The following is a 17,469-nucleotide window of genomic DNA, read 5'->3' as shown; positions in this document are numbered from 1 at the left end:
AGGACGCGGCATCCATCCTTCGGCGAGGCTTTACATGAAACGGTTTGCTCCCCTGCTCTGCTTGATCTCCCTCGCCGCCTGCTCCGGCAAGGCACCCGCGCCCGAAGCCGCTCCGGCAAGCGCCAGCACGGCGCGCGTGGCCACGCCGTGGGACGACATGGAGAAGGACAAGCAGCGTGCCCGCGACGTACAGAAGGCTGTCGACCAGCAGGCACAGAAGCAACAGCAGCAGCTGGACGCCACCCAGCAATAGCCGCCCGCCAGCCAAGGGACTTGGCAATCGGACGTCCGAACGTGCATGGTGTCCGGCATGAACGCCCACCATGACCACCTTGCCAACGCGCCGCTGCTGGATATCGACGATGCCAGCGTGATGCGCGGTGAACGCCTGATCCTCGACCGGTTCAGCCTGCGCATTGGCGCAGGCGAGCACACCGCCATCCTGGGTGCGAACGGCGCGGGAAAATCCACGCTCGTGCGATTGATCACGCGCGAACTCTATCCGCTCGCACGCGGCGACGGTCGTGCGTCGATGCATGTATTCGGTCGCGACCGCTGGCATGTCTCGGATCTGCGCGGACTGCTGGGCATCGTGTCGCCTTCGCTTCAACACGACTGCACCAGCGACGCCACGCTGGAAGTTTCCGAAGCGGTGCTGTCGAGTTTTTTCGCCGCACAGCGACTGGGACTGAACCACCATGTGACGCCTGCCATGCGCGAACGTGCCGCCAATGCGCTGGAACAAGCCGGTGCCACGCATCTGCTCGGCCGCACGATGGCGAGCCTTTCCACCGGTGAGGCGCGACGCGTGTTGATCGCACGAGCCCTGGTGCATCGTCCACGCGCCTTGCTGCTCGACGAACCTTGCGCGGGGCTCGACATGGCCAGTCGCCGGCGTTTCCTGGAAAACCTGCGCGGACTGGCACAGCACGGCACCACGCTGCTGCTGGTAACGCATCACGTGGAAGAAATTCTTCCCGAGATCCAGCAGGTGGTCCTGCTGCGCGATGGGCGATTGCTCAAGCAAGGCAGCAAGGCCGACGTGCTTACCGGCCCGCTGCTTTCCGAAACGTTCGGCATGCCCGTATGCGTTGAACGGCACGGCGAGTATTTCAACGCGGCCATCGCATAAACCCGTCGGGGCGCCATCGCGCGCTCACGTAACGATGATTCGTTCAAGGCATGAAAAAACCGCCACCGTTTCCGATGGCGGTTCGATGCCTTGCAGCGTTGCCGAGCCCTGACCCGGCAATGTCCGCGCCGTTGTTACGGCGAGCAGAAGCAATAGGCGTACACGTTGGGACCGCCCGACTGCGCCGTGCGCAACAGCTTCAACTCCGGTGCCATCGTCTGGATATGTCCCACCCAGGCCGGCAACTGCACGCCATAGGAGCGAGCCATCTGCACGGTGGCGTCGTCGTTGAGCCGGATCAGGAATTGCTCGAACTGGCCCATCGGCTCTTCCACGTAGCGCACCGGCGCGTTCTTGGCGAGCTTGGCGCGCTGCGAGGCATCGGCCACCGCCTCGCCCAGGCCACCGAGCTGATCGACCAGCCCACGCTCCAGCGCCTGCTGGCCAGTCCACACGCGGCCCTGCGCAATAGCGTCGATGGCATCGTATGGCTTGCCACGTGCCTTCGCCACCTGGCCCACGAAATCGCGATAGCCCTTTTCGATGGTGGCCTGGATCACCGTGCCCACCTTGGGGTCCAGCGGACGGGTGATGTCGAACGCGCCGGCCAACGGGCTGGTGCCTACGCCATCGCTCTTCACGCCAAGCTTGTCGAGCGTACCCGGCACGGTAAGCACCATGCCGAAGATGCCGATGGAGCCGGTGATGGTGTTGGGCTCGGCGTAAATGCGGTCGGCATTCATCGAGATCCAGTAGCCGCCACTCGCCGCCACGTTGCCCATCGACACCACGACCGGAATGCCGGCTTCGCGCGTCAGTGCCACTTCGCGGCGAATCTGCTCGGCGGCGTACACCTCGCCACCCGGCGAGTTCACGCGCAGCACGAGTGCCTTGGTGCGCTTGTCTTCGCGCGCGGCGCGAATCAACGCTGCGGTGGAATCACCGCCGATCGAACCCTGCGGCTGCTTGCCGCCGGTGATTTCACCTTCGGCCACCACCACGGAAACACCCGGCGTCTGCGTGATGTCTTCAGAGATCGTGGACGCGTAGCGCTGCAGCGATACCTGGCGGAAGCCCTCGCCTTTCTTGCCGGCCGGCACGCCTTCCTTGCGCATCATGGCGTCGACTTCCGCCGGCGTGGCAACGCCGTCCACCAGATGTTCGTCCAGCGACAACTGGCCGAGATCGCCCTTGGCCGTGGCGATGCGCTCCGGCAGCGCGTCGATGTCAGCGCGCAAGGTGGCCGGATCGATCTTGCGCAGCTTGGCCACGTCGTTGACGTAGCTGTCCCACAGGCCGCCCATCCAGAAGCTGTCGGCTTCCTTCGCTTCCGCCGAGGCGTGGTCGAGGATGTACGGCTCGGCCGCACTCTTGAACTGGCCGACGCGGAACAGGTGCACGTCCACGCCCAGTTTGTCGAGCAGGTCCTTGTAGAACAGTCGGTAGTTGGCGAGGCCCGTGATCATCACGCCACCCTGCGGATCGACCAGCACGCGGTCGGCGTGCGCGGCAAGGTAGTACTGGCCCTGGTCGAAGCTGGGCGCCCACACGATCACTGGTTTGCCGGCCGCGCGGAAGCGATCCAGCGCCGCGCCCACTTCGCGCAGCGAGGCAAACCCGCCGCCCTGCATCTCGCCCGGCTTGAGCAGGATGCGCGTGATGCGCGAATCCTTCGCCGCGGCATCGATGGCACCCACGATATCGCGCAGCTGGGTCTGCTTGGGCGTGTTGCCCGACAGGCTGGCCAGCGCGCGTTGCATGGGGTCGCTGCTGTACTGCTCGACCAGTTCGCCCTTCGGCTGGATGACCAGCACGCTGTCGCCCTGGATGTTGTGCTCCACGTGCGTTCCCGCGAACGCCACCAGCAGCACCAGCAACACGATGAACAGGAAAGCGAAGAAGATCAGGTTGAGGATGGTCAACCGGACAATGTTGATGCCGCGTCCGAGGACGCAGAGAAATGCCCAAAAGCCGGTATTGCGGGGCTCCGCCATTGCCTAGTTCCTCAAGGTGTTGCAAACAGCGTAGCTGTTCGCGCGGCGAAGGTCATGTGGGGCAAAAGACACATGCCCGGGCCGCCCGGCAACTTGCGGCGGGCCGGCTCAGGCGGGGCGTTGCCAGCGCGCGCGGAAAGCGTTGCGCCAGAAGCGGGTGAACAGCAGCACGGCCGCCACGGTAAGCCCGGCGATCAGCCCCATCCACATGCCACGCGCGCCCATGCCCTGGTGGAAGGCCAGCCACCAGCCCACCGGCATGCCGACCGCCCAGTAGGCGAAAAGGGTGATGACCATCGGTACGCGCGTGTCCTTCAGGCCGCGCAGCGCGCCGTTGGAGGTGACCTGGATGCCGTCGGAAAACTGGAAGAAACCGGCCAGCACCATCAACTGCACGGCCAGGGCGTTCACTGCCGCGTCGCGCGTGTACATGCTGGCAAGCACATGCGGCAGACCCAGCATCACCGAGCAGGAGACGGTCTGCACGACCAGCGCCAACGCGATACCGCAGAACCCGGCATAACGCACGCCACGCTCGTCATTGCGACCTACCGCGTTGCCCACGCGCACGGTAATCGCCATGGAGAGTCCCAGCGGTATCATGAAGAACACCGTGGCCACGCTCAGCGCGACCTGATGGCTGGCCACCACCGTCTCGCCCAGTGTCGCGATGGCCAGCGCCACGGCGACGAACAGGCCGCCCTCGGCGAGCAGCGTGATGGACATCGGGCCGCCGATCTTCAGCAGTTCGAGGATCATGTGCGGCCGGGGCCAGGCCAGGCCTTCGCGCAGTCCCACGTCGCGGTACGCCGGATGTTTGATCACGTACCAAAGGAAGCCCAGCATCTCCAGCCACAGCACGGTGGCCGTGGCGATGCCGCTGCCCAGCGAGCCGAGCGCCGGCAGGCCGAACTTGCCGTACATCAGCACATAGCCCAGCGGCGCCAGCACCAGCAGGCCACCGAAGCTGAAATACATGGATGGCCGCGTCATCGACAGGCCTTCTGACAAGCCACGTATCGCGAAATAGCTGGTCATGGCCGGTGCCGCCCAGCTGATCGCATGCAGGAAGTGCGTCACGTCCGTGCGCAACGTGGGCACCACGCCAATCCAGCCAAGCAAGGGCGTGGCATGGCGCACCAGGAACCACAGCACGATGCCCATGCCCCAGGCCAGCCACATCGCCTGCACGAACACCGCACCTACTTCATGGCGGCGCCCGGCGCCGTCCAGCTGGGCCACCGATGGCGGCACGGCCATCATCATGCCCAGCGCGCTGACCAGCGCCAGCGCCCAGATGCTGACCGCGGTGGTAACCGCCGCCTGCACGTGCGCACTCAAATGCCCCGCAAGCACGGCATCCACGAAATTGGGGCCGACCGCGGCGAGCTGTGCGGCGATCAGGGGAAGGGCAAGACGCACCGTGGCGCCGACCTCGTGCGCCACCCTGGCGCGATCGGGGCGGAAAGACAGCATAGAAGGACTCCTGGGTCGGGCATTCTAGCGCACCGCTACAGCAGGCTTTCCGACGAACGGCCAGGGCAAATGCCGACCCCGACAGCTGTTGTCGCTCATGGCTTGTGCCAACATCGCGAGCTGGCCGGCCCGGGGGAGAGTCATGACGAAGGAAGTGGTGTCGTTCGAAGGCGTGCACTGCGCCAACTGCAGCACGCCCATGCAGGGCGAGTTCTGCCACGAATGCGGGCAATCCATCCACACCGTGTTGCGCCCCATGCACCACATGGTGGAAGACACGCTGGACATGGTGCTGCACGTGGATGGCCGCGTGATCCACACGATCCCGCCGTTGTTCCTCAAGCCCGGCTTCCTCACGCTGGAATATTTCTCCGGCCGCCGGCAGCGCTATGTCGCGCCGTTCCGGCTGATGTTCGTGCTGTCGTTGCTGGCGTTCTTCATGTGCCACCTGGTGGTGGGCAACATGGACATCCTGAAATACAACTCGGACGCCGCCGAGGGCACGGGCCAATACGCCACGGATGCCACACCCGATGCGGTGCGCACGCATTTCGCACAGGTCAGCGACGATCTGCTCAAGGCCAAGGGCCAGGAAGGCAAAGGCAAGAAGGCCTACAACAAGCTGGTCGAGATCGAGCGCGATCACGCGAACCACCGCCTGGCCGAGCTGAAAGCGCAGCCGCTGCCGGTGCTCACCGCCGACGGCAATGACCTGACCAACGTGCAGGAGCTGCACATTGCGTGGGCGCCCGATTCCGTCAACCACAGCCTCAACCGTTCGGTGGCCCGTGCGGCCAGCAATGTCAGGGCGATCATGACGGGCGGGGAACAGGGCCGCGAAGCACAGGAACGCCTGATCGCCTCGACCTTCCATGTGCTGCCGCAGACGCTGTTCGTCCTGATGCCGCTGTTCGCCCTGCTGCTGAAGCTCACCTACTTCTTCAAGCGCCGCCTTTATATGGAACACCTGATCGTGGCGTTGCACAGCCACGCCTTCCTGTTCCTCAGCCTGCTGCTGGGTATGGTGATCTACATGCTCAACGGGTGGCTGGTGCCGCATGCCGCCTGGCTGTCGCTGCCGCTTCACCTGCTGCTCTGGGGTCTTTGGGTGTGGTCGCTGATCTACCTGCTGCTGATGCAGAAGCGCGTCTACCGGCAGGGCTGGTTCATGACCTGGGTGAAGTACCTGTTCGTCGGCTGGTGCTACACCTTCATGGCGTGTTTCGCGCTGGCTTTTGCCGCCGTTCTGGGCATGACCAACTGAACCATGCGCTGGCGGACTTCTGTGACACAAATCACACACGAATCGCACAACGGCGCCGTTTCCCGGCGCCCCGAAAGCGCTTTCAGAGGGGGTTTTGCACAGCGTCACACGGCTGTCAAGGCAAGTCCCGTGCCTGTGGCAGTTAGATGAACCCCAGCCAAGCAACAATTTTAAATCACTGTATTTATTGACGTTTTTAGGGTGGCTAAAACTTGAACAGCGTGTACTGAAAGCCGTTTTCATGCGCCCTAGAGGCCTCCTTCAACGGGCCATCCACAGAGTTATCCACAGACCTTGTGGATAAGCGCAAAAGCCCCCTGCCATTAGTCACTTAGCTGCCCTTCCTAGATGACAGGGCAGCAAGAACCTGCAAGCCGGTGCCGGCCGGCCAATCAGGTTGCCGACGCATTTCACCCGGCTGGAATCTCGCGGGCTGCAACGGCCCGGTTACACTGGTCCACCGAGAGGTATTCATGCCCGCTGTCCTTCGCGTCGCCCTGCCGGTACCCCTGCCAACCCTGTTCGACTACCTGCCGCCGTCCCACGGCGATGCGGTGGCGGGCAGCCGGGTGCTGGTGCCGTTCGGCAAGGGCAAGGCGGTCGGTGTGGTGGTGGAAGCCAACGTGGAATCGGCGGTTGGCAATGCCCGCCTGAAACGCGTGCTCCGCGTGCTGGACGACGCCCCGCTGCTCGACGCCGAGCTGATGGCCACGCTGGCCCGCGCCGCCGACTACTGGCTTGGCGCACCCGGTGAGGCTTACGCGAACGCACTTCCGCTGGCCCTGCGCGAAGACCGCCCACTGCCCGAGGTGGACGAGGAAGCCTGGACGCTCACCGCAGCCGGTCGCAGCGCCCTCGATGCCGGCAGTCGACGCGGCGGCAGCCGTGCCCTGCTCGATGCCCTGTCGCGCGGTGCTCAAACCGCCGAATTGCTTCACGAGATGTTGCCTGGCTGGCGCGATGCCGCGCGGCGGCTGGACCAGGCCGGCCTGATCGAACGCACCCGCGTCGATGCGGCGTTACCGCTGCCCGTCACTGCCGCGCCGTCCCTGAGCGACGAGCAGCAACAGGCGGTCGCTTCGATCACCGAATCGCTGGGCCGCTTTCAGCCGTTCCTGCTCGATGGCGTCACCGGCAGCGGCAAGACCGAGGTGTATCTTGCGTTGATCGAGCAGGTGATCGCCCAGGGCAAGCAAGCCTTGTTGCTGGTACCTGAGATCGGCCTCGCGCCGCAGACCGTGCGCCGACTGCGCGACCGCCTCGGCGTTGCCGTGCAGGTGCTGCATTCCAACCTCGCCGAAGGTGACCGCGCGCGTGCCTGGCTGCGTGCGCGCTCCGGCGAGGCGAAAGTGATACTGGGCACGCGCTCGGCCATCTTCACGCCGTTGCCGCATGCGGGGTTGATCGTGGTCGATGAAGAGCACGACAGTGCGTACAAGCAGCAGGAAGGCTTCCGCTACCACGCGCGCGACCTCGCCATCCTGCGTGGCCGCGCACTCAACGTGCCCGTCGTGCTGGGGTCTGCCACGCCCTCGCTGGAATCGCTGGCGAACGTGCAGGCAGGCCGTTACAACGCGCTGCACCTGCGCGCGCGACCCGGTGCGATCCGGGCACCGCAGGTGCAGATCGTGGACATGCGTGCGCAACGCCTCGATCACGGCCTTTCGCCCACGCTGCTGGCCGCTGTTGCCGACACGGTGGCGCGTGGCGAGCAGGTGCTGGTGTTTCGCAATCGACGCGGGTATGCGCCGGTGTTGCTCTGCTACAGCTGTGGCTGGCATGCCGAATGCCCGCGCTGCGAACACCCCATGACATTCCACGCCGGACGCCGCGCGCTGATATGTCACCACTGCGACTACACCACGCGCATGCTGGCGCAATGCCCGTCCTGCTTCTCGCCGGAATTGAAACCGCAAGGGCAAGGCACCGAGCGACTGGAAGAAGCGCTCGCTGCCCAATTCCCCGATGTTCCGGTGCTGCGCATCGATCGTGAAACCACGCGCCGCCGCGATGCCTTCGAACAGCTGCTGGAAGGCCTGCACGAAGACAAGCCCGCCATTCTCGTCGGCACGCAGATGCTGGCGAAGGGACACGATCTGCCGAACCTCACGCTGGTCGCCATCGTCGGTGTCGACGAAGGCCTGCACAGCGTCGATTTTCGTGCGAGCGAACGACTCTCGCAGCTGGTCGTTCAAGTCGCCGGACGTGCGGGACGCGCCAGGAAACCCGGACGCGTGCTGCTGCAAACGCATCATCCCGACCATCCCCTGCTGCGCCAGCTGCTGTCGCAGGGTTACGCCGCTTCCGCGCGCACGCTGCTGGATGAGCGCCGCAGCGTGCAGCTGCCGCCCTTCGGTCATCAGGTATTGCTGCGCGCCGACGCACATCAGCGTGAACATGTCGATGCATTCCTTGGCGAAGCGGCGAACGCACTCGCCGGTACACCCGTGCAACTGGCAGGTCCCATGCCCGCGCCCATGCCGCTACGTGCAGGCCGCCATCGCGGACAACTGTTGATTGAAGCCGACACGCGCGCGGCATTGCATGGCGCGCTGCGGCCCTGGTATCCCGCATTGTCGGCGCTGCCCTCGGCGCGTCGCGTACGATGGTCGCTCGACGTCGATCCCATCGATCTGTACTGACGATGTCGAGACCTTCAATGAATCCTTACTTCGCTGGAGGCTTCACATGGAAGGCAACGCAACGTCCAACACGCATCCGCATGTCGTCGTTATCGGTGGCGGTTTTGGCGGCCTGGCGGTAGCGAGAGAGCTGGCGCATACCGACGCGCGCGTCACGCTGATCGACCGGCGCAATCATCACCTCTTCCAGCCACTGCTTTACCAGGTGGCCACCGCGGGATTGTCGGCACCATCCATCGCTGCACCGCTGCGGCAGATCCTGCGCGGGCAGCCCAACGTGACTGTGTTGATGGACGAAGCCATCGGCGTCGACCTCGATCAGCACACGGTGAAACTCGCACGCGGCGATATCACCTATGACGCGCTGGTGGTTGCCACCGGCGCCACGCATGCGTACTTCGGCCATGACGATTGGGAGCGCTACGCCCCCGGCCTGAAGACGCTGGAAGATGCGTTCGCCATCCGTCGTCGCGTGCTCGTCGCCTTCGAGCGCGCCGAGCGCGAGAACGATCCGGCGCAACAGCAGGCGTGGCTGAATTTCGTGATCGTCGGCGGCGGCGCCACCGGCGTCGAGCTCGCCGGCACCGTGGCAGAAATCGCGCGTCATACGCTGCCACGCGAATTCCGTCGCGCCGATCCGCGGCGCGCCAACGTGCTGCTGATCGAAGCCGGCCCCCGGCTGCTGCCGGCCTTTGCGCCCGACCTCTCGGACAAGGCGCGCAAGCAGCTGGAGAAACTCGGCGTGGAAGTTCGCCTGGGGACGTCGGTCACCGACATCGACGCCCAAGGCGTCATGTTGGGCGACACGCCTTATGCGGCCCGCACCGTGCTGTGGGCGGCGGGCGTCGCCGCGTCACCGCTGGGACGCCTGCTCGGCGCGCCGCTGGATCGCGCGGGCCGCGTACTGGTGGAACCCGACTTGAGCCTGCCTGGGCATCCGGATGTCTTCGTAATCGGTGACCTTGCCAGCGTCACGCAGTCCAACGGCCAACTCGTGCCCGGCGTCGCGCCCGCGGCCAAGCAGATGGGTCGCTATGTCGCCCAATTGCTCAAGGCGCGCTGGCGTGGGACCACCGTGGACAAGCCCTTCCGCTACCGTGACGACGGCACCCTCGCCACCATTGGCCGCATGGCCGCCGTGGCCCAGTTCGGACGGCTGAAACTGTCCGGCATCCTGGCCTGGTGGGTCTGGCTGATCGCCCACATCGCCTTCCTCATCGGCTTCCGCAACCGCCTGGTGGTGATGCTCGACTGGGGCTGGGCGTACTGGACCTACCAGCGGCACGCCCGCATCGTCACCGGCATCGATGAACGGGACAGGCCGCGCGAATAGCGTAATCACGCGTCAGGGTGGAGAATCGGGGTTTTCCCCATGCCGGATATCGCCGTGTCCACCCAACTCGAACAATTGCGCCAGTACACCACCGTGGTCGCCGACACCGGCGACCTCGAAGCCATCGCCCGCTGGAAGCCGGTGGACGCCACCACCAACCCGTCGCTGCTGCTGAAGGCCATCGAGAACCCCAAGTACGCGCCGTTGATCGAGGAATCGGTGGCGTGGGCGAAGGGCAAGAGCAACGCGCGCGAGCAGCAGCTGGTGGATGCCAGCGATCACCTCGCCGTGGCCGTGGGCCGCAAGATCCTCGACATCGTGCCGGGCCGCGTGTCCACCGAAGTGGATGCGCGCCTGTCGTTCGACATCGACGCCTCCATCGCCAAGGCCGAGCGCCTGGTGGGCCTGTACGCCGATGCCGGCATCCAGCGTGACCGCATCCTCATCAAGCTCGCTTCCACGTGGGAAGGCATCCGCGCCGCGGAGCAGCTGGAAAAGCGCGGCATCAACTGCAACCTCACGCTGCTGTTCTCGTTCGAACAGGCCGTGGCCTGCGCCGAGGCCGGCGTGTTCCTGATCTCGCCGTTCGTCGGCCGCATCATGGACTGGTACGTCGCCAACACCGACACGAAGACCTACGCGCCGGACGAAGATCCGGGCGTGAAGTCGGTGCGCCGCATCTACGGCTGGTACAAGGAACACGGCTTCAAGACCGTGGTGATGGGTGCGAGCTTCCGCAACATCGGGCAGATCCAGGCGCTGGCCGGTTGCGATCGCCTCACCATCAGCCCCGATCTGCTGGAAAAGCTGGACCACGACACGTCGTCGCTGCCGCGCGCACTCAACGACACGGGCGCCACCAAGGCCGCACCGAAGCCGATCACCGAAGCCGAGTTCCGCTGGGGCCACAACGAGGACGCGATGGCGACGGACAAGCTCGCCGACGGCATCCGCAAGTTCGCCGTGGACCAGCGCAAGCTGGAGAAGCTGCTGACGGAGAAGCTCGGCGGCTGATCGCTTGCCTGATCTGATGGAAACAAAAAACGCCCTGGCAGAACCGGGGCGTTTTTTTGTGGAGCAAACTGTGTGGGAGCGCACCCTGTGCGCGACAGCAATCTTGCCGTGTACGCTTCGATCGTGTCGCGCACAGGGTGCGCTCCCACAAGGTCGAGCCACTTACTTGATGCCCCAGGCTTTGGCTTCCTCCCCCAGGCGTCACGCACACGGCTGATTGCTTGCCCTGATGGAAACAAAAAACGCCCCGGCAGAACCGGGGCGTCTTTTTTTTTGGGAGCAACCCCTGTGGGAGCGCACCCTGTGCGCGACGGCAATCTTGCCTTGTACGCTTCGATTGGGTCGCGCACAGGGTGCGCTCCTACAGAAGAGCAAAAATACCTGATGCCCTTGGCCTTGGCTTCTTCCGCCCGGGGTCGCGCCGACGGCTGATTGCCCGCTCTGACGAAAACAAGAACGCCCCGGCAGAACCGAGGCGCTCTTGTTTCCATCAACCCCCTGTGGGAGCGCACCCTGTGCGCGACAGCAATCTTGCCTTGTACGCTTCGATTGGGTCGCGCACAGGGTGCGCTCTTACAGAAGAGCAAAACTACTTGATGCCCTTCGCCTTGGCTTCTTCCGCCAGCCGCTCCGGCGCAATGTCCTCACCGGTCCAGCCGCCACCCAGTGCCTTCACCAGCGCCACGCTCGCACGCAGCTGGTTGGTCTGCAGCGAGAGCAGGCCCAGGTGTGCATTGAGCGAATCCACCTGCGCCGTCACCACGTCGAGGTAGCTGTTGGCGCCCTGCTTGTAGAGCGCGGTGGAGAGCTTGAGCGTCTTGTCGGCCGCGTTGGTCGCGTCGTTCTGGTCCACCAGCGCCATGCCGTAATTGCTGAGCAGTGACTGGTTGTCCTCCACCTGCTGGAACGCGGTGAGCACGGTGCCACGGTAGTGCGCGCTGGCTTCGTCGAACGCCGCATGCGCCGACGCCACCTGCGCGCGACGACGGCCGCCGTCGAACACGTCCAGCAACAGGCTCGGACCCAATGCCCACATCTGGCTCGGCGCGCTGATCAGGTTGCCCCACGCGCCACTGCTGTAACCGCCGCCGGCAGTGAGATTGAGCGACGGGAAGAACGCGGCGCGCGCCACGCCGATCTGCGCATTGGCTTCCGCCGTGTGGCGTTCCGCCGAGGCGATGTCCGGGCGACGTTCCAGCAACGTGGACGGCAGGCCCACCGGGATGGCCGGCAGGTTGGGCAGATTCGTCTGCGGTTCCAGCGTGAAACTCGATGCCGGCTGGCCGACCAGCACCGCGATGGCGTGCAGCAGCACGTCACGCTGTGCCTTCGTCTGCGACAGCTGCGAACGCGTGGACGACAACTGCGTCTGCGCACGATCGACATCCAGGCCCGACACCGCGCCGCCCTGGTGCAGCGTCGTGGTGAGCTGCAGCGCACGCTGGTACGCATCCACTGTCTTCTGCAGCAGGTCAATCTGGCGATCCACGCCGACCAGCTGCACGTAGGTGTCGGCCAGCGTCGCTTCCAGGCTCAGGCGCGTGGAAGCCAAATCAGCTGCCGACGCCTGCATCGAGGCGCGACCGGCCGCGACGTTGTCGCGCACCTTGCCCCACAGGTCCACTTCGTACGAGGCCTGCAGGTTGGCCGAATACAGGTCGTAATGCTTGGGCGACGTCGCGCCATGCAACGGCGAGTTCAGCGAAGCGCGATCACGCTCCGCACCGGCGCCTGCCTGCACCTGCGGGAACAGGTCGGCACGCACCTGCGCAAGGTAATCGCGCGACTGCTCGTAGCTGGCGAATGCGGCAGCCAGATCGGCGTTGTGCTCGCCCAGCTGCTGTTCCAGGTTATCCAGGCGCGTGTCGCCGTAGATCTTCCACCAGCCTTCGTGCGGCAGCTGATCGGACGGTTGCGCCGTGGTCCACGGCGTCACCGACTGGAAGTGCTCGGCCACCGGTGCATCCGGCTTCTTGTACGTCGGCGCCATCGAGCACGCGCCGAGCACCAGCGTTGCCGCGATAACTGCGGCAAGTTGCTTAGGCTTTGTCATGGGGCTTGCCCGCCTGCGGATTCTTCGCGATGCGCACTTCGTCGCCGTCGGCCAGGCCATCGGGCGGGTTGATGATCACGCGATCGTTTGCATCCAGGCCCGAACCGATCTCGATGGTCTTGCCGTAGTCACGGCGAATGGTGACGGTCTTGAAGTGCGCGTGGTCGCTCGCATCGAGCGTGGCCACGTGCAGGCCCTTGTCGTCGAAGATCAACGCTTCGGCCGGCACGCGCAGACCGAGCGCACCGGAGCCGATCTTGAACTTCACGCTGGCATAGCTGCTGGGCAGCAGCTTGCCATCGGGGTTGTCCACCAGCAGCTGCACGAGCGTGGTGCCGGACGTCGGCGTGATCGCGCGCGCGTCGGCTTCCACCTTGGCGGTGAACGACTTGCCCGGATACTCCGGCACGTCCAGCGCCGCTTCGTCACCCTTGTGGATGGCCGGTGCGTAGACCTGAGGCACGCGAACGTACACGCGCAGCTTGCTGGTGTCGGACACGGTGAACAGCGGCGTACCGGTGCCACTGCTGTCGGCCGTGATCAAAGCGCCCACGTCGGTGTTGCGCGCGGTCACGCGACCATCGAAGGGGGCAACGAGCTTGGCGTACGACTTCAGCGCCTTCAGGCGATCAAGGTTGGCCTGCGATGCGTTGACCTGTGCCTGCTTGGCGGCCAGGTCGCCGTTGTACTGGTCCACCGACTGCTGCGAGACCGAATCGGGATCGGTCTGGCGCAGCACCTGCCAGCGCTTGGCGGTGGTGGCGGCCAGCGCGGCATTGGCCTTGGACGTGGCCAGATCGGCCTGCGCCTGCAGCAGCTGCTGGTCGAGATCCGGCGTGTCGATGATGCCGAGCACGTCGCCCGCCTTCACCGGTGCGCCGATGTCCTTCGCCCACGACTTCAGGTAGCCGCTGGTGCGTGCGTAGATCGGTGCGTTGGTGAACGCATCCATCTGCGCAGGCAGTTCGAGCGGTGCCGAGCCGTTGGCGTTCTCCGGCTCGGAGATCACCACCGTGGGGATGGCCTGCTCGTCGGTCCACTGGTGCAGGTTGCGAGCCTGCACGATGCGCGACGTCACGCCGATCACCACGATCGAGCCGAACACGACGGCGCCAATCACGGCAGCCAGGCGCAGGCGGCGCGGGGAGATGTGAACTTCAGGAAGTTGCGTATGTTCAGACATGGGCGGGTACTCCGGCATGGTCAGCCGAATCAGAGTCAGGCGCGTGCTTGTAACGCGCATGCACGATGGAGAAAACGACGGGAACAAAGATCAGCGTGGCCGTGGTGGCGAACAGCAGGCCACCGATGACGGCGCGACCCAGCGGCGCGTTCTGCTCGCCGCCATCGCCAAGGCCCAGCGCCATCGGCACCATGCCGATGATCATGGCCAGCGCAGTCATCAGCACCGGGCGGAAGCGGACGAAGCCGGCTTCGCGCGCCGCCAGCAAGGCATCGCCATGGATGGCAAGGCGCTCGCGGCAGAAGCTCACCACCAGCACGGAGTTGGCGGTCGCCACGCCCATGCACATGATCGCGCCGGTGAGTGCCGGCACCGACAGCGTGGTATGCGTGACGAACAGCATCCACAGGATGCCGGCCAGCGCCGCAGGCAGCGCCGTGATGATCACGAACGGGTCCGTCCACGACTGGAAGTTCACCACGATCAGCAGGTACACCAGCACGATCGAACCCAGCAGGCCGAACAGCAGGCCCGAGTAGGCGTCGTGCATGGTCTGCACCTGGCCAAGCAGCACGACATTCGCACCCTTTGGCTTGTCCTTCGCCGTGTCGTTGACGACCTTCTCGATGTCGCCGGCCACGGCACCCAGGTCACGTCCCTGCGTGGCGGCGAAAATTTCCACCATCGACTGGATGTTGTACTGGCTGACGATGGTGTTGCGATGCGTGCGGTTGATATCCGCCAGCGCACCCAACACCTGCGGGTTGCCACCGCTCTTGGCCGTGATCGGCAGGTTGTTGAGCTGCGACAGCGAGTCGAGCTGGTACTGCGGCACCTGCGCGGAGATTGGGTACGTGACGTTGTTGTCCGGGTTCAACCAGTACGTGGGCGCCACCTGCGCCGTACCGGAAAGGTCCGCGATCAGGCTATTGGTCACATCCGCCTCGGTGAGGCCGAGCAGCTGTGCGCGCGTGCGGTCCACGTCGATACGGAACGCCGGCTGCGCCTGCGACTGCTGCAATCGTGCATCGACCACGCCGGGGATCTGGCGAATCTTGTTGAGCAGCTCGTTGGCGTACACGAAATCCGCCCCGAGCTTGCCGCCGCGAACCTGCAGGTCTATCGGCGCCGGCGAACCGAAGTTCAGGATCTGGCTGACGATGTCTGCCGGCGGGAACGAGAACGTCGTGCCCGGGAACAGGCGCGGCAGCTTCTCGCGCAGCACCTTTACGTACTCTGCACTCGGATGGTGGCCATCCTTCAACGAGATCTGGATGTCGCCATCGGCTTCACCGATTTCGCCAGTGTTGTTGTAGATGGTGTTGATCGAGCTGGAATACTGGCCGATGTTGTCCACCACCGCTTCCAGTTCTTCCGCCGGAATCACCTGGCGAATGGCTTTCTGGATGTCCGCAAACTCGGCCGACGTGGTTTCCACGCGCGTACCCACCGGAACGCGTGCGTGCACCAGGATCTGTCCGCCATCCACGTCCGGGAAGAAGTTGCTGCCAAGGCCCGGAAGCAGAGCGAACGACAGCAGCACGAACGCCAGGAAGCCCACCCCGAACACCTTGCGATGCTCAAGCGCCAGATGCAGCACGCCGCTGTAGCCCGCACGGATCTTCTCGAAGCGATTCACGAAGCCTTGCTGGAAACGGCCCAGCACGGTCTTCGGCGCCGGCTGCTCGATGTGCTGGCCATGCTCGTCCACCGTTGCAGGGTGTTCCTGCAACAGGTACTTGGCCATCGTCAGCACGAGCGTACGCGACAGGATGAAGGAGAAGATCATCGCGAAGATCACCGCCTCCGCCATCGGCACGAACAGGTAGCGCGCCACGCCCGGCAGGAAGAACATCGGCACGAACACGATGCAGATGCAGCACAGCGACACGAACGCCGGCACGATGATCTGTGCGGAACCGTCCACGATGGCCGTGATGACGTCCTTGCCCTGCTCCAGATGCCAGTTGATGTTCTCGATGGTCACCGTGGCTTCGTCCACCAGGATGCCCACCGCCAGCGCCAGGCCGCCCAGCGTCATGATGTTCAGCGTCTGGCCAATGGCCGACAGCGTGAACACCGAACCGAGCACCGCGAGCGGAATGGACGTGGTGATGATCAGCGTCGAACGCCAGCTGCCGAGGAACAGCAGGATCATCAAGCTGGTGAGCGCGGCAGCGATGATGCCTTCGCGCACCACGCCATCAATGGAGGCGCGCACGAACACCGACTGGTCGCCGATGGGCGTCACGGTCAGGTTGTCCGGCAGCGCATCCTTCATCTGCGCAAGCTTTTCGCGCGCGCCGGCCACGATGGCGAGCGTGGAGGTGGAGCCGTTCTTGAGGATGGACAGCAGTGTCGAGCGCTTGCCGTCGACGTGCACGATATTCGTCTGCGGCGGGTTGCCGTCACGCACGTGCGCCACATCGCGCATGTAGATGGTGGTGCCGTTGACCTCCTTCACGGGCAGGTCTTCCAGCTCCTGCACGTGGACGGCGGCGTTGTTCAGCTCCATCACGTATTCGTACTTGCCAATCTTCTGCGTGCCGATCGGGCTGATCTGCTGCTGATTGGCCAGTGCGTTGGCGATGTCCTGCGTGGACAGCCCGCGCGCCTGCAGCTGCGCCGGATCCACATCCAGCTGCACCTGGCGCGTCTTGCCGCCGAACGGATAGGGAATGGCCGCGCCCGGCACCGTCACCAGCTGCGGGCGCAACTGGTTGAGGCCAAGGTCGCCCAGCTGCTGCTCGGACAGTCCGTTGCCGGACAACGCGAGCTGCAGGATCGGCACCGTCGAGGCGTTGTAGTTCACGATCAGCGGCGGCGTGGCACCGGCCGGCATCTGCTTGAGGATCGTCTGCGCGATGGCCGTGACCTGCGCATTCGCCGTGGCGATGTTCACGCCCGGCTGGAAGAAGATCTTCGTGATGCCCATGCCGCTGATCGACTCCGACTCGATGTGCTCGATGTCGTTGACGGTCGTAGTGAGCACGCGTTCGAAGGGCGTGTTCATGCGGCCGGACATCTGGTCGGGCGTCATGCCGGTGAACTGCCAGGAGACGGCAATCACCGGAATATTGATTTCCGGGAAGATGTCGGTGGGCGTACGCACTGCCGACATCACACCAAAGATGAGAATGGTCAGTGCAAGAACAATAAAAGTGTAGGGCCGCGTGAGCGCGATCCGGACGATGCCAAGCATGCGGGGGATTTCCGTGCGCGAAATGATGCGTCGCCACAAATTTTCGCACGGGCCCGCTGGCGCAAGGAGGGGCCAGCGGATGAAGATAATTTCATGTTGTTTAATGAAGGCGCGGTGCGGGCCTGGATGAAGAAATCTTCATGCGGTGCGCGACTGACGCGCCTTCGACTTCATGA

11 protein-coding genes are annotated in these 17,469 nt (G+C 64.8%); 6 read left to right on the top strand and 5 right to left on the bottom strand.

The genetic code is table 11. The annotated features are described in order from the left end of the window. The first annotated feature begins 34 nt into the window (after positions 1–34). Positions 35–253, top strand: a complete 219-nt coding sequence (locus DK366_RS08860) for a hypothetical protein (protein ID WP_109125180.1) — start codon at positions 35–37, stop codon at positions 251–253. 57 nt (positions 254–310) lie between these two features. Next, positions 311–1,132 carry an ATP-binding cassette domain-containing protein gene (locus DK366_RS08855; RefSeq protein ID WP_109125281.1) on the top strand — a complete coding sequence of 274 codons (822 nt, stop codon included), beginning with the start codon at positions 311–313 and terminating at the stop codon, positions 1,130–1,132. A 134-nt stretch (positions 1,133–1,266) separates the two neighbouring features. Here the strand turns inward: DK366_RS08855 and sppA are convergent, their stop codons facing one another. After that, complete coding sequence (gene sppA / locus DK366_RS08850; RefSeq protein ID WP_109125179.1) at positions 1,267–3,126, bottom strand: signal peptide peptidase SppA; 1,860 nt, start codon at positions 3,124–3,126, stop codon at positions 1,267–1,269. Positions 3,127–3,234: 108 nt separating this feature from the next. Beyond that, entirely contained in the window at positions 3,235–4,602 is a 1,368-nt protein-coding gene (locus DK366_RS08845; RefSeq protein ID WP_109125178.1) for an MATE family efflux transporter, read from the bottom strand. A 142-nt stretch (positions 4,603–4,744) separates the two neighbouring features. Between DK366_RS08845 and DK366_RS08840 the strand changes: the two genes are divergently transcribed. The 4 genes from DK366_RS08840 to tal all read left to right on the top strand — a co-directional run bounded on the left by DK366_RS08840 (position 4,745) and on the right by tal (position 10,855). Then, positions 4,745–5,866, top strand: a complete 1,122-nt coding sequence (locus DK366_RS08840) for a DUF3667 domain-containing protein (RefSeq protein ID WP_109125177.1) — start codon at positions 4,745–4,747, stop codon at positions 5,864–5,866. A 473-nt stretch (positions 5,867–6,339) separates the two neighbouring features. Then, complete coding sequence (locus tag DK366_RS08835; RefSeq protein ID WP_109125176.1) at positions 6,340–8,508, top strand: primosomal protein N'; 2,169 nt, start codon at positions 6,340–6,342, stop codon at positions 8,506–8,508. 46 nt (positions 8,509–8,554) lie between these two features. Then, the gene (locus DK366_RS08830) at positions 8,555–9,841 is read left to right on the top strand and encodes an NAD(P)/FAD-dependent oxidoreductase (protein ID WP_109125175.1); all 1,287 of its coding nucleotides are present in this window, start codon (positions 8,555–8,557) and stop codon (positions 9,839–9,841) included. Between the two features lie 39 nt (positions 9,842–9,880). Continuing rightward, positions 9,881–10,855: a transaldolase gene (gene tal, locus DK366_RS08825; RefSeq protein WP_343125618.1), complete on the top strand. Its 975-nt coding sequence runs from the start codon at positions 9,881–9,883 to the stop codon at positions 10,853–10,855. 589 nt (positions 10,856–11,444) lie between these two features. Here the strand turns inward: tal and DK366_RS08820 are convergent. Genes DK366_RS08820 through DK366_RS08810 form a run of 3 tightly spaced genes read right to left on the bottom strand, consistent with a single transcriptional unit; the run spans position 11,445 to position 17,293 of the window. Further along, positions 11,445–12,908, bottom strand: a complete 1,464-nt coding sequence (locus DK366_RS08820; protein WP_109125174.1) for an efflux transporter outer membrane subunit — start codon at positions 12,906–12,908, stop codon at positions 11,445–11,447. Next, the gene (locus DK366_RS08815) at positions 12,895–14,091 is read right to left on the bottom strand and encodes an efflux RND transporter periplasmic adaptor subunit (protein WP_232820977.1); all 1,197 of its coding nucleotides are present in this window, start codon (positions 14,089–14,091) and stop codon (positions 12,895–12,897) included. The genes DK366_RS08820 and DK366_RS08815 overlap by 14 nt, the downstream gene beginning before the upstream one ends. Beyond that, the gene (locus DK366_RS08810; protein WP_109125172.1) at positions 14,084–17,293 is read right to left on the bottom strand and encodes an efflux RND transporter permease subunit; all 3,210 of its coding nucleotides are present in this window, start codon (positions 17,291–17,293) and stop codon (positions 14,084–14,086) included. Before DK366_RS08810 ends, DK366_RS08815 begins: the two co-directional genes overlap by 8 nt. Positions 17,294–17,469: the final 176 nt, after the last annotated feature.

Origin of the sequence: Dyella sp. C11 (assembly GCF_003121485.1) — a bacterium.
GTDB lineage: Bacteria > Pseudomonadota > Gammaproteobacteria > Xanthomonadales > Rhodanobacteraceae > Dyella.
Note: the sequence above shows the minus strand (reverse complement) of the source record. Positions and strands in the feature narration are given on the sequence as shown.

Bases quoted from the DNA above. Each gene is read 5' to 3' on its own strand.
- DK366_RS08860 (WP_109125180.1), top strand. From the start codon at position 35: ATGAAACGGTTTGCTCCCCTGCTCTGCTTGATCTCCCTCGCCGCCTGC.
- DK366_RS08855 (WP_109125281.1), top strand. From the start codon at position 311: ATGAACGCCCACCATGACCACCTTGCCAACGCGCCGCTGCTGGATATC.
- sppA (WP_109125179.1), bottom strand. From the start codon at position 3,126: ATGGCGGAGCCCCGCAATACCGGCTTTTGGGCATTTCTCTGCGTCCTC.
- DK366_RS08845 (WP_109125178.1), bottom strand. From the start codon at position 4,602: ATGCTGTCTTTCCGCCCCGATCGCGCCAGGGTGGCGCACGAGGTCGGC.
- DK366_RS08840 (WP_109125177.1), top strand. From the start codon at position 4,745: ATGACGAAGGAAGTGGTGTCGTTCGAAGGCGTGCACTGCGCCAACTGC.
- DK366_RS08835 (WP_109125176.1), top strand. From the start codon at position 6,340: ATGCCCGCTGTCCTTCGCGTCGCCCTGCCGGTACCCCTGCCAACCCTG.
- DK366_RS08830 (WP_109125175.1), top strand. From the start codon at position 8,555: ATGGAAGGCAACGCAACGTCCAACACGCATCCGCATGTCGTCGTTATC.
- tal (WP_343125618.1), top strand. From the start codon at position 9,881: ATGCCGGATATCGCCGTGTCCACCCAACTCGAACAATTGCGCCAGTAC.
- DK366_RS08820 (WP_109125174.1), bottom strand. From the start codon at position 12,908: ATGACAAAGCCTAAGCAACTTGCCGCAGTTATCGCGGCAACGCTGGTG.
- DK366_RS08815 (WP_232820977.1), bottom strand. From the start codon at position 14,091: ATGTCTGAACATACGCAACTTCCTGAAGTTCACATCTCCCCGCGCCGC.
- DK366_RS08810 (WP_109125172.1), bottom strand. From the start codon at position 17,293: ATGCTTGGCATCGTCCGGATCGCGCTCACGCGGCCCTACACTTTTATT.